Raw genomic sequence first — 21,247 nt, 5'->3', positions numbered from 1 at the left:
AGAAAGGGAAGAAATAGTGGTTGATGTAAATCGTTTTAAAAGTATGCAAATCACCCTAGCTTCTCCAAGTAAAGTCCGTTCATGGTCTTATGGAGAAGTCAAAAAACCTGAAACAATCAATTACCGTACCTTGAAACCAGAACGTGAAGGTCTCTTTGATGAAGTTATCTTTGGACCTACAAAAGACTGGGAATGTGCTTGTGGTAAGTACAAACGCATTCGTTACAGAGGGATTGTTTGTGACCGCTGTGGGGTTGAAGTAACGCGTACGAAAGTTCGTCGTGAGCGTATGGGACATATCGAATTGAAAGCTCCTGTGTCTCACATCTGGTACTTCAAGGGGATTCCAAGCCGTATGGGCTTGACCCTTGATATGAGTCCCCGTGCCCTCGAGGAAGTTATCTACTTTGCGGCTTATGTGGTTATTGATCCTAAGGATACACCACTTGAGCACAAGTCTATCATGACAGAGCGCGAATACCGTGAGCGCTTGCGTGAATATGGTTATGGATCATTCGTTGCCAAGATGGGTGCCGAAGCTATCCAAGACCTTTTAAAACAAGTAGATCTTGAAAAAGAAATTGCTGAACTCAAAGAAGAGTTGAAAACAGCTACTGGACAAAAACGTGTCAAAGCCATCCGTCGTTTGGATGTTTTGGATGCCTTTTACAAGTCTGGAAATAAACCTGAATGGATGATTCTTAACATCCTTCCGGTTATTCCACCAGATCTTCGTCCAATGTTGCAGTTGGATGGTGGCCGTTTTGCCTCATCTGACCTGAATGACCTTTACCGCCGTGTTATCAACCGTAACAACCGTTTGGCTCGTTTGCTTGAGTTGAATGCACCAGGTATTATCGTTCAAAATGAGAAGCGTATGCTTCAAGAAGCAGTTGACGCTTTGATTGACAATGGTCGTCGTGGTCGTCCAATCACAGGACCAGGTAGCCGTCCATTGAAATCATTGAGCCACATGCTTAAAGGTAAACAAGGACGCTTCCGTCAAAACTTGCTCGGTAAACGTGTTGACTTTTCAGGACGTTCTGTTATCGCCGTTGGTCCAACGCTTAAGATGTACCAATGTGGTGTGCCACGTGAAATGGCGATCGAGCTCTTTAAACCATTCGTGATGCGTGAAATTGTTGCCCGTGATATCGTGCAAAACGTCAAAGCAGCTAAACGCTTGGTGGAACGCGGAGATGAGCGTATCTGGGATATCCTTGAAGAAGTGATCAAAGAACACCCAGTGCTTTTGAACCGCGCACCGACCCTTCACCGTTTGGGTATCCAAGCCTTCGAGCCAGTCTTGATTGATGGTAAGGCCCTTCGCTTGCACCCGCTTGTCTGTGAAGCCTACAATGCCGACTTTGACGGGGACCAAATGGCCATCCACGTACCGCTTTCAGAAGAAGCTCAAGCAGAAGCTCGTATCTTGATGTTGGCTGCTGAGCATATCTTGAACCCGAAAGATGGTAAACCAGTTGTTACTCCATCTCAGGACATGGTTTTGGGTAACTACTACTTGACTATGGAAGAAGCTGGTCGTGAAGGTGAAGGAATGGTCTTCAAAGACCGTGACGAAGCGGTTATGGCTTACCGCAATGGTTATGTTCACCTTCACTCACGTGTTGGTATCGCAACAGATAGCCTCAACAAACCTTGGACAGAAGAGCAAAAACACAAGGTCTTGCTTACAACAGTTGGTAAAATCCTCTTCAACGACATCATGCCAGAGGGTCTACCATACTTGCAAGAACCAAACAATGCCAACTTGACAGAAGGCGTTCCAGCTAAATACTTCTTGCCACTTGGTGGAGATATCAAGGAAGCAATCAGCAATCTTGAACTTAACCCTCCATTCAAGAAGAAAAACCTTGGAAATATCATCGCTGAAATCTTCAAACGTTTCCGTACGACAGAAACTTCTGCCCTACTTGACCGTATGAAGAACCTCGGTTACCATCACTCAACTCTTGCAGGATTGACAGTGGGTATTGCCGATATCCCGGTCGTTGATGACAAGGCTGAAATCATTGAAGAATCACACAAACGTGTAGAACAAATCACAAAACAATTCCGTCGTGGTATGATCACAGACGACGAGCGTTACAATGCTGTTACAGCTGAATGGCGTGCTGCCCGTGAAAAACTAGAGAAACGTTTGATTGCCAACCAAGATCCTAAGAACCCAATCGTTATGATGATGGACTCTGGAGCCCGTGGTAACATCTCAAACTTCTCACAGCTTGCCGGTATGCGTGGTCTGATGGCTGCTCCTAACGGACGTATCATGGAATTGCCAATCCTTTCAAACTTCCGCGAAGGTTTGTCAGTACTCGAAATGTTCTTCTCAACTCACGGTGCCCGTAAAGGTATGACCGATACGGCCCTTAAGACAGCCGACTCAGGTTACTTGACTCGTCGTTTAGTTGACGTTGCCCAAGACGTTATCATCCGTGAGGACGACTGTGGAACTGACCGTGGTCTCTTGATCCGTTCTATCGCAGAAGGAAAAGAAATGATCGAGTCTCTTGAAGAGCGTCTCAACGGTCGTTACACTAAGAAAACTGTTAAACATCCAGAAACTGGTGCAGTGATTATCGGTCCAAATGAGTTGATTACAGAAGACAAGGCGCGTGAAATTGTCAACGCTGGTGTGGAAGAAGTGACTATCCGCTCTGTATTTACATGTAACACTCGTCATGGTGTCTGCCGTCACTGTTATGGTATCAACTTGGCGACTGGTGATGCGGTTGAAGTTGGTGAAGCAGTTGGTACAATCGCTGCCCAATCTATCGGGGAACCTGGTACACAGCTTACAATGCGTACCTTCCACACGGGTGGGGTTGCCTCAAATACCGATATCACTCAGGGTCTTCCTCGTGTCCAAGAAATCTTTGAAGCTCGCAATCCTAAAGGGGAAGCGGTTATCACAGAGGTTAAAGGACAAGTTACAGCTATCGAAGAAGATGCATCAACTCGTACTAAGAAAGTCTTTGTTAAGGGTGAAACTGGCGAAGGGGAATATGTCGTTCCATTTACAGCTCGTATGCGTGTTGAAGTTGGAGACCAAGTAGCGCGTGGTGCTGCTCTGACAGAAGGTTCTATCCAACCAAAACGTCTCCTTGCAGTTCGTGATGTCTTGTCAGTTGAAACTTACCTTCTCGGTGAAGTACAAAAAGTTTACCGTAGCCAAGGGGTAGAAATCGGTGACAAACACATCGAGGTAATGGTTCGTCAAATGATCCGTAAAGTCCGTGTCATGGATCCAGGTGACACAGATCTTCTCATGGGTACCCTTATGGATATCAATGACTTTACAGATGCTAACAAAGATGTCCTTATCGCAGGTGGAGTTCCAGCGACAGGTCGCCCAGTTCTTATGGGAATTACCAAAGCCTCACTTGAAACCAACAGTTTCTTGTCAGCGGCGTCCTTCCAGGAAACAACTCGTGTCCTTACTGACGCGGCTATCCGTGGTAAGAAAGACCATCTCCTTGGACTTAAAGAAAATGTTATCATCGGTAAGATCATCCCAGCAGGTACTGGTATGGCCCGTTACCGTAACCTTGAACCACAAGCTATCAACGAAGAAGAATACCTTAATCCTCCAGTAGAGGAAGAAGGAAATGAAGAAACAACAGAAGTAGTTGTGGACACTACCGTTGAAACTGTGGAAGAAACAGTAGAATAATAGAGAATGAGAGAGCCCTCGGGCTCTCTCATTTTTCTGAAAACTTTCTCCATTTTTCCATGAAATGTGGTAAAATAAAAGAAAGAAGCTGACAAAGGAGACGGGTATGGAACAAACATTTTTTATCATTAAACCAGATGGTGTGAAAAGAGGGCTAGTTGGTGAAGTGTTGAAACGCATCGAACAACGTGGATTTACAATCGAAAAATTGGAGTTGCGTTCACAGGTTTCAGAAGAGTTGATTGATCAGCACTATCAGGACTTGGCTGGTCAAAGTTTTTACCCACCGATTCGTGAATTCATGACTTCAGGACCAGTTCTTGTAGGTATCATTTCTGGTCCCAAAGTAATTGAAACTTGGCGGACCATGATGGGTGCTACTCGTCCAGAAGAAGCTTTACCAGGAACTATTCGAGGTGATTTTGCAAAAGCTGCTGGAGAAAACCAAGCTATTCAAAATGTTGTGCATGGTTCAGATTCAGAAGAGTCAGCTAAGCGAGAAATTGCTCTGTGGTTTGACGGAAAGTAGTAAAAGTTTGATGTAAGGGTTACTTGCATCAAACTTTTTTGCATTTTAGAGTAGAAAACTGACAGTTGAGAAATATTCTAGCAATGGGGAGGATTTCTAGCCTATAATAAGAGCAAGTAAGGGAGGAAGAATGATGGAAAAAATGAAAAAGCAAATTCGTATTTTGTTATTGCTGACAGTTTTTGGTATTAGTAGCTGTTCTTGTTTAAGTTTATCGACTTGGGCCTTGATGTTAAATCAAAACTGCTTCTATTATTTAGTAGGTATGTTGCTCCTTGCCAGTATTGGGGCAGGGATAAACTACTATAGAGGGCAGGGAAATCAATCTTATTCAGTTTTTAAGGAAGATAAGCAACAATTCTTGTATAGTCTCTTGCTATTAGTAAATATTTTGGGTTTAGCTTTAATTGTCATAGAACATATCCTTGCAGGAAATACATCCGTAGAAGGGGGTGTGGAAACCTTTCTACCGAGTTTCTTTTTCTTATTTGGTATTGATTTGTTAGTTTTTCTGCCGATTCAGAAGTATGTAAATGGATTGAAAAAGATTTTTGGAAAGAAGGAAATGTGTTTTATTAGTGGATTAGCTATTCTAATCTTTCTCAGAAATCCTTGGATGCTATTATCCATGACCTTTTATATTGCCTTGGGAATGCTATTTCTAGAACTGTTGGTGCCAAAAGTCATTCGTTGGGAAGTTTCATTTTACAGTCATTTGATGAGAGATATCTTGTTAGTTGTCTTTTTACTGTTCCTATTTTAAGATCATAACAAGGACTGGCTCAAGTTTTTAATTCATAATATGGAATTCAGAGATAATACCTAGACAAAGAACAAGTTTTTGGTATAATAGAAACATGTACACTAAAAACGAAGAAGAGTTACAGTCCTTAGGGGAACGTTTGGGCTATTTATTAGAAAAGAATGATGTCTTAATTCTAACTGGAGAACTTGGAGCAGGCAAAACGACCTTTACAAAAGGTCTTGCTAAAGGATTACAGATTACTCAGATGATTAAGAGTCCAACCTACACTATCGTAAGAGAGTATGAAGGTCGTCTTCCTCTTTATCATTTAGATGTTTACCGCATTGAGGGGGATGCTGATTCTATTGATTTAGATGAGTTTCTCTTTGGTGGCGGGGTGACTGTCATCGAGTGGGGACATCTTTTAGGTGATGCCTTACCAGATACTTATTTAGAATTGGAAATTCTAAAAGAAGAAGACGGTCGCAGGCTGAATTTCCAAGCAAAGGGTTTACGTGCAGAAAAACTCTTAGAGGAGCTTCAACATGGAGTATGAGTTGCTCATTAGGGAAGCAGAAGTTGAAGATGCGGCTGAGTTAGTATCATTTTTAAATCGTGTCAGTGTAGAAACAGATTTTACCAGTCTGGACAGGGATGGCATTTTGATGACAGATACTGAGATGGAGTTGTTTTTGGATAAACAGGCTCATTCAGAAAATCAAATCACTTTACTAGCCTTGCTGAATGATGAAATTGCTGGTATTGTAAATATTACAGCTGACCAGCGCAAGAGAGTTCGGCATATTGGAGATCTCTTCATTGTGATTGGTAAGAAGTATTGGAATAATGGACTGGGGAGTTTGTTACTTGAAGAAGTTGTAGAATGGGCGCAGGCTAGTGGCATTCTTCGTAGACTTCAACTCACTGTTCAAACTCGTAATCAGGCTGCAGTTCATTTATATCAAAAGAATGGTTTTGTCATTGAAGGTAGACAAGATCGCGGTGCGTACATAGAAGAAGGGAAATTTATAGATGTTTACCTGATGGGTAGACTGATAGATTGATAGTAATATGGTAAAAAAAATTATTGGAATGGTGCTAGCTTTTCTAGCTGTGACAGTTTTGGGTGTCGGTGTTTTTGCTTATACCATTTATCAGCAAGGCACACAAACCTTATCAAAGACCTATAAAAAAATAGGGGAAGAAACCAATGTTATTGAGGCGACTGAACCCTTAACGATCCTTTTAATGGGGGTTGATACTGGAAACGTAGAACGAACTGACCCTTGGGAGGGAAATAGTGATTCCATGATTCTCTTAACGGTTAATCCGCATACGAAAAAAACAACGATGTTGAGTTTGGAACGTGATATCTTGACTAAAATTCAGCATAAAGATGGTAGTGTTGAGGAAGCTAAACTAAATGCCGCCTACGCTGGTGGTGGTGCGGAATTGGCAATCTCAACTATCCAGAAAATGATGAATATTCATATCGATCGTTACGTTATGGTGAATATGCAGGGGCTGCAACAATTGGTTGATGCAGTTGGCGGGGTGACTGTAAATAATACACTCGGTTTTCCAATTTCGATTACTGACCAGGAAGAATTTAATAAAATTTCCATTGGTGTTGGACAGCAAACTCTAAATGGTGAAGAAGCGCTTGTTTATTCTCGCATGCGCTACCAAGATCCAGAAGGGGACTACGGACGTCAGAAGCGTCAGCGTGAAGTCATTCAAAAGGTTGTTGAAAAAGTTCTTAGCTTGAATAGTGTTAGTCACTATCAGTCTATCTTAAAAGCCCTAAGTACCAATATGCAGACCAACATTGATTTATCAGCGAAAAGTATTCCACAATTACTTGGTTATCAAGATTCCTTCAAGAATATTGAAACACATCAATTGCGAGGAGAAGATGCTGAACTTCAGGGCATTTCTTACCAGATTGTTACAACTGAGCATATGTTAGAAATGCAAAATCTCTTACGTCGTTCACTAGGTAAAGAGGAAGTAACTGAAGTAGAAACCAATGCTGTGTTATACGAAGCAATTCTTGGAAGAACTGCTACACCAACGAATGCTTCAAGTGTAGAAATAGAACAAAATTAATAATGAAATCGTGGGAAATTTCCTGCGATTTTTTCAAAAAAATACGAATAGATAGGTAGGAGGAAACATGAAAGCAGAAATCATTGCTGTTGGAACAGAGATTTTGACAGGACAGATTGTTAATACCAATGCCCAGTTTTTGTCGGAAAAACTAGCAGAGATTGGGGTAGATGTATATTTTCAGACCGCTGTAGGAGACAATGAAGCTCGTCTCTTATCCCTGCTTGAGATTGCCAGTCAACGTAGTAGTCTGGTGATTTTGACAGGCGGTTTGGGGCCAACTGAGGACGATTTGACCAAACAAACCCTGGCTAAATTTTTAGGGAAAGAATTAGTCTTCGATCCTCAGGCGCAGGAGAAGTTAGATGTCTTTTTTGCCCAGCGACCAGACTATGCTCGAACACCGAATAACGAAAGACAAGCTCAAATTGTAGAAGGGGCGACTCCGCTACCGAATGAAACAGGACTGGCTGTGGGAGGAATATTGGAAGTCGATGGAGTGACCTATGTCGTCCTTCCCGGTCCACCAAGTGAATTAAACCCCATGGTTTTAAACCAACTTCTACCTAAGTTGATGACAGGGAGTAAGCTATATTCCCGAGTTCTTCGTTTCTTTGGGATTGGCGAAAGTCAGTTGGTTACGATTTTGTCTGATTTGATTGATAATCAAACAGATCCGACCTTGGCCCCTTATGCTAAGACAGGAGAAGTCACTCTGCGTCTGTCAACAAAGACTAGCAGCCAAGAAGAGGTGAATCAAGCGCTGCATATCTTGGAAAATCAAATCTTGGACCGCCAGACCTTTGAAGGCCTTTCTTTACGAGACCTCTGTTATGGTTATGGAGAGGAGTCCAGCTTGGCCAGCATTGTGGTAGAAAAGCTGAAAAAGCAAGGGAAAACCATCACTGCAGCCGAGAGTTTGACGGCAGGGCTTTTCCAAGCCAATGTAGCGGATTTTTCAGGAGCTTCAAGTATATTTAAGGGTGGTTTTGTGACCTATAGCTTGGAGGAAAAATCAAAAATGTTGGATATTCCTGTCAAGGATTTGGAAGAACATGGTGTGGTGTCTGAATTTACAGCTCAGAAGATGGCTGAGCAGGCACGAAGCAAGACCCAGTCGGATTTTGGCCTTAGTTTGACTGGAGTGGCAGGACCAGATAGCATAGAAGGGCACCCAGCTGGGACAGTCTTCATAGGCTTGGCTCAAGAGCATGGAACTGAAGTCATCAAGGTTAATATTGGAGGCAGAAGTCGAGCAGATGTACGGCACATTGCGGTTATGCATGCCTTTAACCTAGTTCGCAAGGCTTTATTAAGTGACTAACTTTTGATATAATAGTAGATAGGTCTGAGGACCATTAGAATGTAGGAGAATAGAATGGCGAAAAAACCAAAAAAATTAGATGAAATTTCAAAAAAATTCGGGGCAGAACGTGAAAAAGCCTTGAATGATGCTCTTAAATTGATTGAGAAAGACTTTGGTAAAGGTTCAATCATGCGTTTGGGTGAACGTGCAGAGCAAAAAGTGCAAGTGATGAGCTCAGGTTCCTTGGCTCTTGATATTGCCCTTGGTTCAGGTGGTTATCCTAAGGGACGTATCATTGAAATCTATGGGCCAGAGTCATCTGGTAAGACAACGGTTGCCCTTCATGCAGTTGCGCAAGCGCAAAAAGAAGGTGGGATTGCAGCCTTTATCGATGCGGAGCATGCCCTTGATCCAGCTTATGCTGCGGCTCTTGGGGTCAATATTGACGAATTGCTCTTGTCACAACCAGACTCAGGAGAGCAAGGTCTTGAGATTGCAGGAAAATTGATTGACTCAGGAGCCGTGGATCTTGTCGTAGTCGACTCAGTTGCTGCCCTTGTACCTCGTGCGGAAATTGATGGAGATATCGGAGATAGCCACGTTGGTTTGCAGGCTCGTATGATGAGCCAGGCTATGCGTAAACTTGGTGCTTCTATCAATAAAACCAAAACAATTGCCATCTTTATCAACCAATTGCGTGAAAAAGTTGGGGTTATGTTTGGAAATCCAGAAACAACTCCTGGTGGACGTGCTCTGAAATTCTACGCTTCAGTGCGTTTGGATGTTCGTGGAAGCACACAAATCAAGGGAACTGGTGACCAGAAAGACACCAATGTCGGTAAGGAAACTAAGATTAAGGTCGTGAAAAACAAGGTAGCTCCACCATTTAAGGAAGCCTTCGTTGAAATCATGTACGGAGAAGGTATTTCTAAGACTGGTGAACTTTTGAAGATCGCAAGCGATTTGGATATCATCAAAAAAGCAGGAGCTTGGTACTCTTACAAGGATGAGAAAATCGGACAAGGTTCTGAAAATGCTAAGAAATACTTGGCAGATAATCCAGAAGTCTTTGATGAGATTGACCATCAAGTCCGTGTTCAATTTGGTTTGATTGATGGAGAAGAAGGTGTTGAAACTAAAAAAGATGAAGCAGTTCAAGCAGATTCTGTGAATGAAGAAGTTACACTTGACCTAGGCGACGAGCTTGAAATCGAAATTGAAGAATAGGCTGTTAAAGTAGTGGAGCAAATCCACTGCTTTTTCGCTGCCTTATTCTGGTTTTCCGCTCACGCATAGTTTGCTGTTTCTTGTCGCTCCTTTCGAAAGCTGATATAATAGCCTTATGAATAAAAAACGAACAGTGGACCTGATACATGGTCCGATTCTTCCCTCGCTTTTGAGTTTTGCCTTCCCAATCTTGCTATCAAATATTTTTCAACAGCTCTATAATACTGCTGATGTCTTGATTGTTGGACGATTTCTTGGTCAAGAATCCTTGGCTGCAGTAGGAGCGACGACAGCGATTTTTGACCTGATTGTAGGTTTTACTCTTGGTGTTGGCAATGGGATGGGGATTGTCATTGCCCGTTATTACGGGGCTCGAAATTTCACTAAAATAAAGGAAGCAGTAGCAGCCACCTGGATTTTAGGTGCACTTTTGAGTGTTGTAGTGATGCTGATGGGTTTTCTGGGACTGTATCCTCTTTTACAGTACCTAGATACTCCTGCTGAAATACTCCCTCAATCTTATCAATATATATCTATGATTGTAACCTGTGTCGGTGTTAGCTTCGCTTATAATCTCTTTGCAGGTTTGTTGCGATCTATTGGGGACAGTTTAGCTGCCCTTGGATTTTTGATTTTTTCTGCCTTGGTTAATGTGGTTCTGGATCTCTATTTTATTACGCAATTGCATCTTGGAGTTCAATCTGCGGGACTTGCGACTATTATCTCACAAGGATTATCAGCGGTTTTATGCTTTTATTATATCCGTAAGAGCGTGCCAGAACTTTTGCCTCAGTTTAAGCATTTCAAATGGGACAAGGACTTATATTCGGATCTTTTGGAGCAAGGTTTGGCTATGGGATTGATGAGTTCGATTGTATCTATCGGCAGTGTGATTTTACAGTCTTCTGTTAATACCTTTGGTGCAGTGATTATTAGTGCCCAGACGGCGGCTCGACGCATTATGGCCTTCGCCCTTCTTCCTATGACCGCTATTTCCGCTTCGATGACGACCTTTGCTTCTCAGAATTTAGGTGCTAAGCGCCCAGACCGCATTGTTCAAGGTCTTCGAATCGGCAGTCGTTTAAGTATATCCTGGGCAGTTTTTGTTTGTATCTTCCTCTTTTTTGCCAGTCCAGCATTGGTTTCCTTCTTGGCTAGTTCGACAGATGATTACTTGATAGAAAATGGAAGTCTCTATCTGCAAATCAGTTCAGCCTTTTATCCTATTTTGAGTCTCTTATTGATTTATCGCAATTGTTTGCAGGGTTTGGGGCAAAAGATCCTTCCTCTAGTTTCTAGCTTTATAGAACTAATCGGGAAAATCGCTTTTGTGGTTTTGATTATTCCTTGGGCAGGCTATAAGGGAGTTATCCTTTGCGAACCCTTTATCTGGGTTGCCATGACCATTCAGCTGTACTTCTCACTGTTCCGTCACCCCTTGATAAAAGAAGGCAAGGCGATATTGGTAACCAAAGTGCAATCCTAGTTGGATTTACTGAATAAAATCCATTTCTTCTAGTGAAAATCGAAAAAACTTGTGTTATAATAAGAAAGATTAAAATGTGAAAAAAGGAGATTCCTAATGGGACGTAAATGGGCCAATATCGTAGCCAAGAAAACGGCTAAAGATGGAGCTAACTCTAAAGTATATGCAAAATTTGGTGTAGAAATCTATGTAGCAGCTAAAAAAGGTGATCCAGATCCAGAATCAAACTCAACCTTGAAATTCGTTATCGACCGTGCTAAACAAGCCCAAGTGCCAAAACACGTTATCGATAAAGCTTTGGATAAGGCTAAAGGAAACACAGACGAAACCTTTACAGAAGGACGTTACGAAGGTTTTGGACCAAATGGTTCTATGCTGATTGTTGATACTTTGACTTCAAATGTCAACCGTACAGCGGCCAATGTCCGTACAGCCTTTGGTAAAAACGGCGGAAACATGGGTGCTTCAGGTTCAGTTTCATACCTCTTCGATAACAAGGGTGTTATTGTATTTGCAGGTGAAGATGCGGATGCAGTCTTTGAGCAATTGCTAGAAGCAGATGTGGATGTGGATGATGTAGAAGCAGAAGAAGGTACAATCACAGTTTACACAGCTCCAACTGACCTTCACAAGGCTATCGTTGCCCTTCGTGAGTCAGGTGTCGAAGAATTCCAAGTTACTGAATTGGAAATGATTCCTCAGTCAGAAGTGGAATTGTCAGGGGATGACCTTGAAACTTTTGAAAAACTTTACAGCGTTCTTGAAGACGACGAAGACGTACAAAAGATCTACACAAACGTAGATGGATTCTAATGACAAAAATATAACCCTTGGAAATACTGGATTTTCAAGGGTTATTGTTATTTTGTGCGAACGAAAGGGGCAGGAAAGGGGCAAAATTAAAAAATACTATCTAACGTTTCTACGAGTTTACCCTCCATATCTTGTGTAGTGTGGGAGTATATTTCTAAAGTCATTTTTGCGTTTGAGTGACCAACACGATCCATTATTGATTTGATAGGTAATCCAGACTCTGCTAAAAACGAGATGTGAGAATGTCTGAAAATATGACTAGATAAATTTTTTTCTATTCCAGCTTTCGCACCGTATTTTTTTATAGCTTGAATAAAAGATGCTAATGTTATTGGGCTATTCCAGACTTCTAAGCAAAAGATATAATCATCATCTTTTAGCGGCTGATAGCGTTCAGTGAGGCGGATCACTTGACGTTGTATGGCCTCTATAACCGCATCTGATACCAATATTGTTCTAATAGATTTTGCGGTTTTTGGCAATGTTTTTATTTTGTTTACTGAATCAAAATTACCTGTAATCTCAATTTTTTTATTTTGGAAGTCTATATTTTTGAGTTGTAATGCGGTCAACTCTCCATATCTCATACCAGTAAGAGCAAGAACCGTTACCATATCGGCATATTTTTGTTGATATGGTTGATTGTTTAGTGCGTCTATTAATGTTTTGATTTCTTGCATAGTCAAAAACTTGTTGCGCTTTTTTTCAATATCTTCTAAAGTTTCCGGCTTTTTAGGAATAACCGTGTAATTAACCTCGTTGTAATTAACCTCGTTATTTCCGATATAGGAGTATTGAACTGCATAATCGAAGACGCTTTTGAGTCTGCTGCGTACTCTATAAGCTGTATGATAGCCATTGCTATCAATAATATTTTCAATCTTGCTCTGGATATATCGTCTATCGATATTAGCTAGTAAAGTGTCAGATGGTATTTCTTTTTTCATAGTTGCATCAACAAAAGTATAATTGTGTTTTGTAGATGCTTTTACTGTTTGCGCCCATGATTTATAGAAAAGGTTATAGATTTTTTCAAATGTAATGCTTTCTACCTGTTTTGTGCTGAGTTTTTTATTTATCTTCTCTTGCAACAAGATAGCAGCTTGATTTCTTGCCTGGGGAGTTTTCTTCTCCATCGTGACTGACACTTTTTTCAATTTCTCAGTATATGGATCTTTATATCGCTCAAAAAATTTATATTTGCCATTTGGCAATTCTTCCATCCACATTGATTTTACCTCACTTTTTTGTTAAAATGGGTATAGTAAAAAGGGCTTTTTAATGCCTTTTACTATACTACCTAATCCTCACACTCTCCTCGACCAAAATTTGAGTGTGGGGATTTTTTTGTTTTTATAGTTATTCTGATGAACTATCCTATCAATTCATAATATTCGTCAATTACCATCAATTCGTCCGTGACTGTTCTAAGCTCATGTTTTTGCATGAACTGGATATAGTTGAAAGATTGATGGTCGTCTGATAGTGCGAGTTCTTCTTCTAGCAGCTTATGGATCATATGCCTATTGGCTTCATTTTCGCATCTGGTGTGGTTGTTTTTGTATAGTGTAGTAGAATGTTTCAGATGTCCTAATTCGTGGTATACGACCCGTTTTTTTGCTTCCTCGGACAGTTCACGGTTTATAAAGATAATACTGATTTCTTTGATATAAACTCCAGGTCTTTGCCAAAGTTCGTTATCAAAGTAAGCGAGAGTGACACCGTGTGAGTCAACTAGCTCTTCAATAGTCATAGGCTATCATCCTTCAAATATTTTTTTAAATTAGTTGTTTTATCTCATGAACTAGAGTAAAATAGAATTGAAAGGAAGTGATAAAAATGAAGTTGAAACTCTATGCACATTTAGCTGTACTGTTTCAAGTTTCAGCGTTTGTTTTTTTGATTTGTTACTTTTTTCTAAGACAAATCCTAACACTTCCAATTATCGTTTTACTCAGTTTTGTTATTTCTGAAATTATTCTTCGACTTTTTCTGGAGATTCGGATAGTTCATTTTGAAGAATCTTAGTTGCTACTTCTGGAGCTTTAATATCTAGTTGAGATGTAGCACCTTCGAACTCTGGACTCATTCCTTTATCTACTAATAACGCGAGAGCCTCAGCATTTATTTTATTTGCTTGGGCTTTTTTGATAGCTTCGTCACCATCACTGTTAAGTCGGGCCTTAAAAACGTTACCTTTAAAGTCGATTTCAACATCAGCTCCATTACGCTTGATGAGATTTTTGAATGCTGCTCCGCCTGCGAATATGGTAATAAATGTTAGGACTGGGATAAGTACTGTTGGATTTCCAAGCAATTCGATAGGCCCTGTTGATTGCACATTGGTTCTCAGGACAACTTTTTCATCTTCCATTCCACTTGCTTTTTTTACGATATCTGCCATTTGCAAGACGGTGTGTAGAAAAGCTGAGTATCCAAAAGCGTCGACATTATTTTCTTCCTGGACTTTAAAAGTGAGACTCATGTGATCGTGATCGATATAGGTATCATACAAACCACGGTTGATGAATTTTTTATAGGGATTTGCATCTGTGATTGTGTGACCAGAGTGCACTAGTTTATATAATTGTGGATCAATATCTCTGTTTGGAATAATTCCTAGCCAGTGGACTTTTATTCTTTTGTTAAAAGGACAAACGTTGGAGGCTGCTTCTATATTCGCATCGCTTTCTGTGTAGGGCCTACTAGTCACCTCGCCAATAAGGAAATCATTTGGAGATTCTGAAGGGACGATAACGATATCTCCGACATTTAAACCGTAAGCAAACTTCATCATTTGACTATAGGCAGAGCCAGGTTTTTCTATACTTTTATCAAATTCTTTTATCTTTCCCTTTATAGAATCTTCATCGAGTCGTTCTAGGTCTTCTAAGGTGATGTAGTTCCATCCGATGGCGATATAGCCGCCGGTGAGGAAACTTTTATAAAATAATCCTTTCTGAGCTCTTACGAACCAATAGTCCTTTGCGCTGTCTACTGAAGGTAGCTGATATTGAACTTTTTCAAAAAGGATGTTAAAAAAATCTACCTGTTCTTGCGTAATCATATCCTATCTACCTCTCAAATAAATCTCAATAATGTTCTGGATGGCATCGATGTCTTCTTCTGTAAGAGGCTTACCATCGAAGGTCTTGGCATTCTCTGCCATCTTTCGGAGGTCGTCTGATGTATACCCTGCGATTGTATCATCCTTTGCAATAGACGGATTATCTGTACGACCAAGTAAGTAATCTGTAGATACGTTGAAGTAGTCTGCGATTTTGGATATATGTTCAGCAGATGGAGTCTTTTTATTTTTAAGACTGTAAATGTAATTTTTCCCCAAACCAACCCTATCTTCTAAAGTGTTTAGAGAAATTCCCTGTTTTTTAGCTAAACTTTTAATTTTTTCGAATGTCTCAAACATTGATACATCAACCTTTCTGAAGCATTACAAAAAAATATTTTATTTTTTCATCTAAAACTCTTGACAAAATTTAGACGAACGACTAAAATAGTATTTGTAAGTAATTAACAACTAAAAAAACAACTAAGAAATAAATTATAAAAAATGTTTTGGCGAACGGTATTTATAGATTTATTAGTGTTTTTATTATGCTTTCATTTTAGACGAATATCTAAAAAAAGTCAAACGAAAAGATAAAAAATAGTTAATTTTTTAGTTGTTTCTTATTTACAAATAAGTAAAGAAGGAGGAACGCATATGCCAGATATCACAAATGGTCGTGAGAAAGTCAATGCTTTTTTGAAAGACAAGGGTATTAAAAAAACAACTCTAGCGGTTGCTTATGGCTTTAAACGACAGGAAGTAACAAATATTCTAAGTGGAACGACTAAAGGTCCACGAGCGAACAGTTTCATTCTTCAGGTTATTGAAGATTACGGGATTGAGTAGGAGGAAGGAAATGAGACCAAGACGATATCCGTATAGCAGGGTAAAACTAAAGTCAACAATGAGCGCAGGAAATATAAGCGCTACGGTTTTATCGGTAGGTTCTGTCGATGAGAAACGACTTCAGATGGTTATCGAGAAGTTAAGGAAACAAACGGAAGGTTTTAAGTATGGAGCAATATAACTTACCTAAAATCGAAATTGAGTGCGAAGAATTTACTGATCATACAGATAGCTTTTTTAAGTATCCAAGGCATGAATATCATTTTGCTAACGGATATGGTGCGAGTGTAGTTCACAACAAGTATTCATACGGACTTGAGTTAGCAGTTATCAAGTATAACAAGGAATCGGGGTTGTGGGATTTGGATTACAAATCAGGAATAACCGATGACGTGATTGGTTACATCAATGGCAAAGAAGAATTGGAAAAAATTCTTATTAGAATTTCAAATTTATAAACAAAAAGCACCTGACGGCAATCAGGCGCATACTAAAATATTCAACATGATTATAACACGAAAGGAGCAAAAATGGAAGCAGTTGAAATTGTAAGAATTAAAGATGTGATCATTGAAAAAGTCTCTGCTAATGATGAAGAATTAGAACACATCTTCGGATGCTCAAAACGACAAGCGGGAGACATGAGACGAGAGATGAAGAAGCTACCTAGCCAGCAGAAACACCTTAGGAATGATGGCCAGCTTGTAACAATCAAAGGCTTTGACGAATATCTGCAATATCGTGGGACTCAAGCATGGGAGAAAGAAATGAAAAAAAGCAAGAAAATGAGGTCAGTCGGATGAACTTTTTAACAAAAATAAAAAACTGGTTGAAAAAAGAAATAAATACTGACTGGAGAATCGTAGCTTTGGATTTAAACAGAGCATTGATTGACCTTCAAGAAAAATACCAACAAGCAAATCAGCGTATTGCTGATTTTGAAAAAATTGTAGCAATTTATAAAGAAAAGGAGAACGCAAAATGATGGAGTACATTTACCTGATAACAATCGTAGGGATTGGACTATGGTCTCTAGTGAATACACTGGATGACCACGCTGAAATGAAGCATCAAGAGCGCCGGTTCATAGCTAACAATGTTGCACGTATGAACCTGGAGAAATCAGATAAACAATTTACTTATGATGTAGAGCCACCGGAAGGACTCGCAAAGGGTGTAGAAGAAGGAGTTTAAAATGGTAACAATCAACAAACTGGAAATTGAAAACGTCAAGCGCGTTAAAGCGGTCAAGCTAGAGCCTTCTGCAACTGGATTGACAATCGTGGGTGGAAATAACAATCAGGGTAAAACAAGCGTGCTGGACGCGATTGCTTGGGCGTTGGGGGGAAATAAGTATAAACCTAGCCAAGCTCAGAGAGAAGGAAGTACAATTCCGCCAAGTTTGAAAATCACGCTATCAAACGGATTGATTGTGGAGCGAAGTGGTAAGAACAGTACTCTCAAGGTCATTGACCCAAGCGGTAACAAGGCTGGTCAAAACTTGCTTGATAGCTTTGTTGAGGAGCTGGCTATCAACTTGCCAAAATTCATGGAGCAGACTAGCAAAGAGAAGGCTAAAACTCTGTTGCAGATTATCGGAGTCGGTCCGCAATTGGCTGAGCTTGAAATGCAGGAAAAGGCCAAATACGATGAGCGTCATACAATCGGTGTGATTGCTGATCAAAAGGAAAAGTTTGCTAAAGAACAGCCTTATTATCCAGATGCACCGAAAGAATTGGTCTCTATCGCTGAACTTATCCAGCAACAACAAGCTATTTTTGCTAAGAATGGCGAGAATGCTCGTAAGAGACAGAACTTGGTATCTATCAAAAATCAACACGACTCAGCAACCGCAGAAGTTGAACGATTGGAGCAATTGCTGGCCGATGCCAAAGAAAAAGAAAGTCAGTTAGCTCAAGACTTGGCTATCGCAAATACCGATGCCATGGATCTTCTCGATGAATCAACTGAAGAAATTGAAAATAACATTGAAGAGATTGACGAAATCAATCGTAAAGTTCGAGCTAATTTGGACAAAGATAAGGCGGAAGAAGATGCCAAAGGCTATCGCGAGCAATACAAGGAACTTGACAACGTCATTGCTGATATCCACAAGCAAAAAACAGACTTACTCACAAATGCAGACTTGCCATTGCCTGGCTTGTCTGTGGATGATGGCGAATTGCTCTATCTTGGCCAGAGATGGGACAACATGTCTGGTAGTCAACAACTGCAAGTGGCGACTGCAATCGTGCGCAAATTGAAGCCAGAATGTGGATTTGTCTTGATTGACAAGCTGGAGCAAATGGATCAGCAGACCTTGCAAGAATTTGGCGCATGGCTTGAACAAGAAGGTTTGCAAGCAATCGCGACACGGGTATCAACAGGAGACGAATGTAGCATCCTGATTGAAGACGGGTATAGCGTGAAGCCGGAAAAATTTGTTTTTGCTGCTCAAAACGGTTTAGTAAGTGGGGTAGCAAACGCTGCAGCATCGGCTACATGGCAAGGAGGATTTTAAAACATGCAAATTACAAGAGGAAAACGGGCGCGGGCTCAAAAGGTAGTTATCTATGGTCCTGAAGGAATCGGCAAGTCCACGTTTGCTGCTGAATTTCCAAATGCAGTTTTTATCGATACGGAAGGTTCAACCGATAACATGGATGTGGCGCGGTTAGATAAGCCGACCAGCTGGACTATGCTCATCAATGAAATTGCTTTTATCAAAGCGAATCCGACTGAGTGCGGGACACTCGTCATCGACACAATCGACTGGGCAGAAGCTTTGGCAGTTAATTACATCTGCTCTCAACATGGTAAGCAAGGTATTGAAGATTTTGGCTGGGGCAAGGGTTATACCTATGTCCAAGAAGAAATGGGGCGGTTCTTGAATAGCTTGTCTGATTTGGTTGATATGGGCATCAACGTGGTATTGACTGCGCACGCTCAAATCAAGAAATTTGAACAACCAGACGAAATGGGTTCGTACGATCGATACGAATTGAAGCTTGGGCAAAAGACTGGCTCTAAAACGGCACCACTCGTCAAGGAATGGGCAGATATGGTTCTATTTGCCAATTACAAGACCTTGGTCATGACGGCAGATAACGGCAAGAAGAAGCCGCAGGGCGGTGAACGTGTGATGTATACCAACCATCGCCCAGCTTGGGATGCCAAGAATCGCCATGGATTGCCAGACAAATTACCGTTCAATTATGCTGGGATTGCTCATATCTTTGCGAATCAACAAGTGCAACCTATTCCACCACAACCTCAAGCGGTCACTCCAGAACCTCAGCAAACCACACAGCAAGCCCCTGAGCAAGTCCAAGAGGAATTGCCTCTCGATATGTCACAGGTCGCTGAAAAACCTCAAAATGAAGCCTCTAGCGAGTCACAGACACCACCTGCGCAATATCATGTAAGTCTGCCTAAGAGTTTGACGGACCTCATGGCGCAAGGCAACGTGACAGAAGAAGAGCTTCAAAAAGTTGCATATATCCGTGGTCATTTCCCGCTAGGAACGCCAATCGAAAACTTCCCTCCTGATTACTGGGATATGATTGTCGCACACTGGCAGGCAACCATGGAAGTTATTCAAAACCAAGTGCGAGCAGATCCTGAACTGCCCTTCAATGTGTAAGTTTTGGGAATTAGAAATCATAGCAAAATATAACAAGGAGTATCTATGAAAGATAAAACTATTAAAATCGATTTGTCAAAAATCGCAAATACAGCCCTACAAGAAAAGGTTGACAAAGAACTTGAGAAAGTTCTTGAGAATATTCTGGACCTTAATACAGAAGCTAAAGCAACCCGTAAGGTCACGATCACACTGACGATGTCAACGGATGATGAGCGTACTGTTGTTAAGACAGGCATGGAAGTCAAATCCACTTTGGCACCGCAGAAAGGTGTCGCAACAACTGTCATTGTCGGTCGTGACGACACTGGTAAAATTCACGCTAACGAGCTCAAAAGTGGCATTCCAGGTCAGACTTACTTTGATGACAACGGAGACATGAGAACTGACACTGGCGAACTCGTCGAGGAAGTAGAACAACAAAGCACAAATATCATTGATTACAACAAAAAGAAAGCAGGTAACTAACCATGACAGAAAATATTAAAGATGCATTATCGTACGCAGTCGAACTAGCGGGTAAAGAAAACAAAATCATTCGTTCAGAAACCGGGAAGGAATATTTTGACAGCAATGAATATAACTTACAGGAACTTAACCCTCGTAAGTACGCACCTATCCTTGAGCTTCAGACGCTCAAAAGTTTAGTTGACTATCTCAAATCAAATAACGATTTCATCAGCGATCGTAAACTTGTAGTTGTCGTGGACAGTTTCCATAAGGTATCTGTATATGATCAAGTTGATTTTGAAAATGGTAAACGTCCTCAGCTCGTATCTGTAAAAGCAACCGTTCCAGTTATTCCTTTTAGCAATTGGCGCGACCAGGAAGAATTCAATATTATGCTGCAGTCTATGTTTATCGATGATGCAGACCGTAATTTGGTTTTGGATTTTGCTAGCCATTTGAAAATCGAAAAAGGTGCAGAAGTACAGGACAATGGCATCAGCCAAATGGCTACGGTTCGCGATGGTGTAGCAAGCCTAGCACAAGCTAAAACTCCAAATCCAGTAACCTTGAGACCATATCGTACCTTCAACGAAGTGGAACAACCAGCAAGTCAATTCGTCTTCCGCATTAATAAATCGGCGAATCTTGCGCTTTTTGAAGCAGATGGGGGCAAATGGAAATTAGAAGCCGTAGAAAACATCGCAAATTATTTAAAAAATGAACTTGCTAGCAACAAAAAAATTACTATTTTAGCTTAAAGGAGAAATCAACATGACACAACAACAATACAACAACTTTGATCACGAAATTGGCTGGGAAGACACGATTGAAAAAGACTCGGACCGCGTCTTACTACCTGACGGCTTGTACTATTTTACAGTCGTTGGCATGGAACGTACACGTCACACGCCGAATCCACAAAATCCCGGAAAATTGCCAGCGTGTAACAAGGCTATCGTCAGCATCAAGATTGTAGCTAACGAAGGCGAAACAGAATTGCGACACAATCTATTCCTGCACAGCTCAACTGAAGGAATGCTATCTGCTTTCTTTGCTGCAATTGGCCAAAAGAAAAAAGGCGAACCACTTCGCATGAACTGGAACACCATCATCGGTGCAACTGGTGTATGTAAAGTCGGAACTCGACAGTACAAGGAAAATAATTATAACGAAGTCAAATCTATGCTCTATCCTGAAGATGTGGATTATACAAAAGTGTTGAATCAGCAACCAGGACAAACTACACAAGCAAGTTACCAGCAACCACAACCGCAGAACTTTGGACAACAACCACAAGGACAAGCTGGATACCAAGCTGGACAGTTCTAG

At 40.9% G+C, this 21,247-nt stretch carries 24 protein-coding genes; 20 read left to right on the top strand and 4 right to left on the bottom strand.

The genetic code is table 11. From position 1 onward, the window contains the following. The first annotated feature begins 16 nt into the window (after window positions 1–16). The 10 genes from rpoC to HMPREF2628_RS00595 all read left to right on the top strand — a co-directional run bounded on the left by rpoC (window position 17) and on the right by HMPREF2628_RS00595 (window position 11,909). Entirely contained in the window at window positions 17–3,694 is a 3,678-nt protein-coding gene (gene rpoC / locus HMPREF2628_RS00640; RefSeq protein ID WP_070842057.1) for a DNA-directed RNA polymerase subunit beta', read from the top strand. 106 nt (window positions 3,695–3,800) lie between these two features. Further along, a complete protein-coding gene (gene ndk, locus HMPREF2628_RS00635) occupies window positions 3,801–4,223 on the top strand; it encodes a nucleoside-diphosphate kinase (protein ID WP_070842056.1) in 423 nt (140 codons plus the stop codon). Between the two features lie 130 nt (window positions 4,224–4,353). Then, window positions 4,354–4,986 carry a competence protein gene (locus tag HMPREF2628_RS00630; RefSeq protein ID WP_257375263.1) on the top strand — a complete coding sequence of 211 codons (633 nt, stop codon included), beginning with the start codon at window positions 4,354–4,356 and terminating at the stop codon, window positions 4,984–4,986. Between the two features lie 94 nt (window positions 4,987–5,080). Beyond that, window positions 5,081–5,524, top strand: a complete 444-nt coding sequence (tsaE, locus tag HMPREF2628_RS00625; protein ID WP_049487427.1) for a tRNA (adenosine(37)-N6)-threonylcarbamoyltransferase complex ATPase subunit type 1 TsaE — start codon at window positions 5,081–5,083, stop codon at window positions 5,522–5,524. Continuing rightward, entirely contained in the window at window positions 5,514–6,032 is a 519-nt protein-coding gene (locus HMPREF2628_RS00620) for a GNAT family N-acetyltransferase (protein ID WP_042751725.1), read from the top strand. Before tsaE ends, HMPREF2628_RS00620 begins: the two co-directional genes overlap by 11 nt. Window positions 6,033–6,039: 7 nt before the next feature. Continuing rightward, the gene (locus HMPREF2628_RS00615; protein ID WP_049487428.1) at window positions 6,040–7,077 is read left to right on the top strand and encodes a glycopolymer--peptidoglycan transferase LytR; all 1,038 of its coding nucleotides are present in this window, start codon (window positions 6,040–6,042) and stop codon (window positions 7,075–7,077) included. A gap of 67 nt (window positions 7,078–7,144) precedes the next feature. After that, complete coding sequence (locus HMPREF2628_RS00610) at window positions 7,145–8,401, top strand: competence/damage-inducible protein A (RefSeq protein WP_070842055.1); 1,257 nt, start codon at window positions 7,145–7,147, stop codon at window positions 8,399–8,401. A 54-nt stretch (window positions 8,402–8,455) separates the two neighbouring features. Further along, complete coding sequence (gene recA / locus HMPREF2628_RS00605) at window positions 8,456–9,610, top strand: recombinase RecA (protein ID WP_070842054.1); 1,155 nt, start codon at window positions 8,456–8,458, stop codon at window positions 9,608–9,610. A 115-nt stretch (window positions 9,611–9,725) separates the two neighbouring features. Then, a complete protein-coding gene (locus HMPREF2628_RS00600) occupies window positions 9,726–11,096 on the top strand; it encodes an MATE family efflux transporter (RefSeq protein WP_070842053.1) in 1,371 nt (456 codons plus the stop codon). Window positions 11,097–11,192: 96 nt separating this feature from the next. Further along, window positions 11,193–11,909 (top strand): YebC/PmpR family DNA-binding transcriptional regulator, encoded by a 717-nt coding sequence (locus HMPREF2628_RS00595; protein WP_070842052.1) that lies wholly within the window; start codon window positions 11,193–11,195, stop codon window positions 11,907–11,909. 86 nt (window positions 11,910–11,995) lie between these two features. On the opposite strand, the gene HMPREF2628_RS00590 is transcribed toward HMPREF2628_RS00595, so the two are convergent. The 4 genes from HMPREF2628_RS00590 to HMPREF2628_RS00575 form a co-directional block, all read right to left on the bottom strand. Next, complete coding sequence (locus HMPREF2628_RS00590) at window positions 11,996–13,138, bottom strand: tyrosine-type recombinase/integrase (RefSeq protein WP_070842051.1); 1,143 nt, start codon at window positions 13,136–13,138, stop codon at window positions 11,996–11,998. A 143-nt stretch (window positions 13,139–13,281) separates the two neighbouring features. Continuing rightward, window positions 13,282–13,662 carry an ImmA/IrrE family metallo-endopeptidase gene (locus HMPREF2628_RS00585; protein ID WP_070842050.1) on the bottom strand — a complete coding sequence of 127 codons (381 nt, stop codon included), beginning with the start codon at window positions 13,660–13,662 and terminating at the stop codon, window positions 13,282–13,284. A gap of 222 nt (window positions 13,663–13,884) precedes the next feature. After that, window positions 13,885–14,976 carry a hypothetical protein gene (locus tag HMPREF2628_RS00580; protein ID WP_070842049.1) on the bottom strand — a complete coding sequence of 364 codons (1,092 nt, stop codon included), beginning with the start codon at window positions 14,974–14,976 and terminating at the stop codon, window positions 13,885–13,887. 3 nt (window positions 14,977–14,979) lie between these two features. Next, entirely contained in the window at window positions 14,980–15,336 is a 357-nt protein-coding gene (locus HMPREF2628_RS00575; protein ID WP_070842048.1) for a helix-turn-helix domain-containing protein, read from the bottom strand. A gap of 297 nt (window positions 15,337–15,633) precedes the next feature. Between HMPREF2628_RS00575 and HMPREF2628_RS00570 the strand changes: the two genes are divergently transcribed. From HMPREF2628_RS00570 to HMPREF2628_RS00525, 10 genes are all read left to right on the top strand, one after another. After that, window positions 15,634–15,825, top strand: coding sequence for a DNA-binding protein (locus HMPREF2628_RS00570; protein WP_049500644.1), 192 nt, complete (start codon window positions 15,634–15,636; stop codon window positions 15,823–15,825). Between the two features lie 167 nt (window positions 15,826–15,992). Further along, the gene (locus tag HMPREF2628_RS00565; RefSeq protein WP_070842047.1) at window positions 15,993–16,283 is read left to right on the top strand and encodes a hypothetical protein; all 291 of its coding nucleotides are present in this window, start codon (window positions 15,993–15,995) and stop codon (window positions 16,281–16,283) included. A 72-nt stretch (window positions 16,284–16,355) separates the two neighbouring features. Beyond that, complete coding sequence (locus tag HMPREF2628_RS00560; protein ID WP_061420077.1) at window positions 16,356–16,628, top strand: hypothetical protein; 273 nt, start codon at window positions 16,356–16,358, stop codon at window positions 16,626–16,628. Beyond that, on the top strand, window positions 16,625–16,810 hold the full coding sequence (locus tag HMPREF2628_RS00555; RefSeq protein ID WP_070842046.1) for a hypothetical protein: 186 nt from the start codon (window positions 16,625–16,627) through the stop codon (window positions 16,808–16,810). The genes HMPREF2628_RS00560 and HMPREF2628_RS00555 overlap by 4 nt, the downstream gene beginning before the upstream one ends. Then, complete coding sequence (locus tag HMPREF2628_RS00550; protein WP_070842045.1) at window positions 16,807–17,019, top strand: hypothetical protein; 213 nt, start codon at window positions 16,807–16,809, stop codon at window positions 17,017–17,019. The genes HMPREF2628_RS00555 and HMPREF2628_RS00550 overlap by 4 nt, the downstream gene beginning before the upstream one ends. A gap of 1 nt (window position 17,020) precedes the next feature. Beyond that, window positions 17,021–18,346 (top strand): AAA family ATPase, encoded by a 1,326-nt coding sequence (locus HMPREF2628_RS00545; protein WP_070842044.1) that lies wholly within the window; start codon window positions 17,021–17,023, stop codon window positions 18,344–18,346. A 3-nt stretch (window positions 18,347–18,349) separates the two neighbouring features. Beyond that, window positions 18,350–19,468: an ATP-binding protein gene (locus HMPREF2628_RS00540; protein WP_070842043.1), complete on the top strand. Its 1,119-nt coding sequence runs from the start codon at window positions 18,350–18,352 to the stop codon at window positions 19,466–19,468. Between the two features lie 45 nt (window positions 19,469–19,513). Then, entirely contained in the window at window positions 19,514–19,936 is a 423-nt protein-coding gene (locus HMPREF2628_RS00535) for a hypothetical protein (protein ID WP_033606201.1), read from the top strand. Between the two features lie 2 nt (window positions 19,937–19,938). Beyond that, the gene (locus HMPREF2628_RS00530; protein WP_070842042.1) at window positions 19,939–20,676 is read left to right on the top strand and encodes a hypothetical protein; all 738 of its coding nucleotides are present in this window, start codon (window positions 19,939–19,941) and stop codon (window positions 20,674–20,676) included. Between the two features lie 13 nt (window positions 20,677–20,689). Then, on the top strand, window positions 20,690–21,247 hold the full coding sequence (locus HMPREF2628_RS00525) for a hypothetical protein (RefSeq protein ID WP_070842041.1): 558 nt from the start codon (window positions 20,690–20,692) through the stop codon (window positions 21,245–21,247).

Origin of the sequence: Streptococcus sp. HMSC063B03, assembly GCF_001836965.1 — a bacterium.
GTDB lineage: Bacteria > Bacillota > Bacilli > Lactobacillales > Streptococcaceae > Streptococcus > Streptococcus pneumoniae_F.
This window is presented reverse-complemented; position numbering and strand designations above follow the sequence as displayed.

Bases quoted from the DNA above. Each gene is read 5' to 3' on its own strand.
- ndk (WP_070842056.1), top strand. From the start codon at position 3,801: ATGGAACAAACATTTTTTATCATTAAACCAGATGGTGTGAAAAGAGGG.
- HMPREF2628_RS00630 (WP_257375263.1), top strand. From the start codon at position 4,354: ATGATGGAAAAAATGAAAAAGCAAATTCGTATTTTGTTATTGCTGACA.
- tsaE (WP_049487427.1), top strand. From the start codon at position 5,081: ATGTACACTAAAAACGAAGAAGAGTTACAGTCCTTAGGGGAACGTTTG.
- HMPREF2628_RS00620 (WP_042751725.1), top strand. From the start codon at position 5,514: ATGGAGTATGAGTTGCTCATTAGGGAAGCAGAAGTTGAAGATGCGGCT.
- HMPREF2628_RS00615 (WP_049487428.1), top strand. From the start codon at position 6,040: ATGGTAAAAAAAATTATTGGAATGGTGCTAGCTTTTCTAGCTGTGACA.
- HMPREF2628_RS00610 (WP_070842055.1), top strand. From the start codon at position 7,145: ATGAAAGCAGAAATCATTGCTGTTGGAACAGAGATTTTGACAGGACAG.
- recA (WP_070842054.1), top strand. From the start codon at position 8,456: ATGGCGAAAAAACCAAAAAAATTAGATGAAATTTCAAAAAAATTCGGG.
- HMPREF2628_RS00600 (WP_070842053.1), top strand. From the start codon at position 9,726: ATGAATAAAAAACGAACAGTGGACCTGATACATGGTCCGATTCTTCCC.
- HMPREF2628_RS00595 (WP_070842052.1), top strand. From the start codon at position 11,193: ATGGGACGTAAATGGGCCAATATCGTAGCCAAGAAAACGGCTAAAGAT.
- HMPREF2628_RS00590 (WP_070842051.1), bottom strand. From the start codon at position 13,138: ATGTGGATGGAAGAATTGCCAAATGGCAAATATAAATTTTTTGAGCGA.
- HMPREF2628_RS00585 (WP_070842050.1), bottom strand. From the start codon at position 13,662: ATGACTATTGAAGAGCTAGTTGACTCACACGGTGTCACTCTCGCTTAC.
- HMPREF2628_RS00580 (WP_070842049.1), bottom strand. From the start codon at position 14,976: ATGATTACGCAAGAACAGGTAGATTTTTTTAACATCCTTTTTGAAAAA.
- HMPREF2628_RS00575 (WP_070842048.1), bottom strand. From the start codon at position 15,336: ATGTTTGAGACATTCGAAAAAATTAAAAGTTTAGCTAAAAAACAGGGA.
- HMPREF2628_RS00570 (WP_049500644.1), top strand. From the start codon at position 15,634: ATGCCAGATATCACAAATGGTCGTGAGAAAGTCAATGCTTTTTTGAAA.
- HMPREF2628_RS00565 (WP_070842047.1), top strand. From the start codon at position 15,993: ATGGAGCAATATAACTTACCTAAAATCGAAATTGAGTGCGAAGAATTT.
- HMPREF2628_RS00560 (WP_061420077.1), top strand. From the start codon at position 16,356: ATGGAAGCAGTTGAAATTGTAAGAATTAAAGATGTGATCATTGAAAAA.
- HMPREF2628_RS00555 (WP_070842046.1), top strand. From the start codon at position 16,625: ATGAACTTTTTAACAAAAATAAAAAACTGGTTGAAAAAAGAAATAAAT.
- HMPREF2628_RS00550 (WP_070842045.1), top strand. From the start codon at position 16,807: ATGATGGAGTACATTTACCTGATAACAATCGTAGGGATTGGACTATGG.
- HMPREF2628_RS00545 (WP_070842044.1), top strand. From the start codon at position 17,021: ATGGTAACAATCAACAAACTGGAAATTGAAAACGTCAAGCGCGTTAAA.
- HMPREF2628_RS00540 (WP_070842043.1), top strand. From the start codon at position 18,350: ATGCAAATTACAAGAGGAAAACGGGCGCGGGCTCAAAAGGTAGTTATC.
- HMPREF2628_RS00535 (WP_033606201.1), top strand. From the start codon at position 19,514: ATGAAAGATAAAACTATTAAAATCGATTTGTCAAAAATCGCAAATACA.
- HMPREF2628_RS00530 (WP_070842042.1), top strand. From the start codon at position 19,939: ATGACAGAAAATATTAAAGATGCATTATCGTACGCAGTCGAACTAGCG.
- HMPREF2628_RS00525 (WP_070842041.1), top strand. From the start codon at position 20,690: ATGACACAACAACAATACAACAACTTTGATCACGAAATTGGCTGGGAA.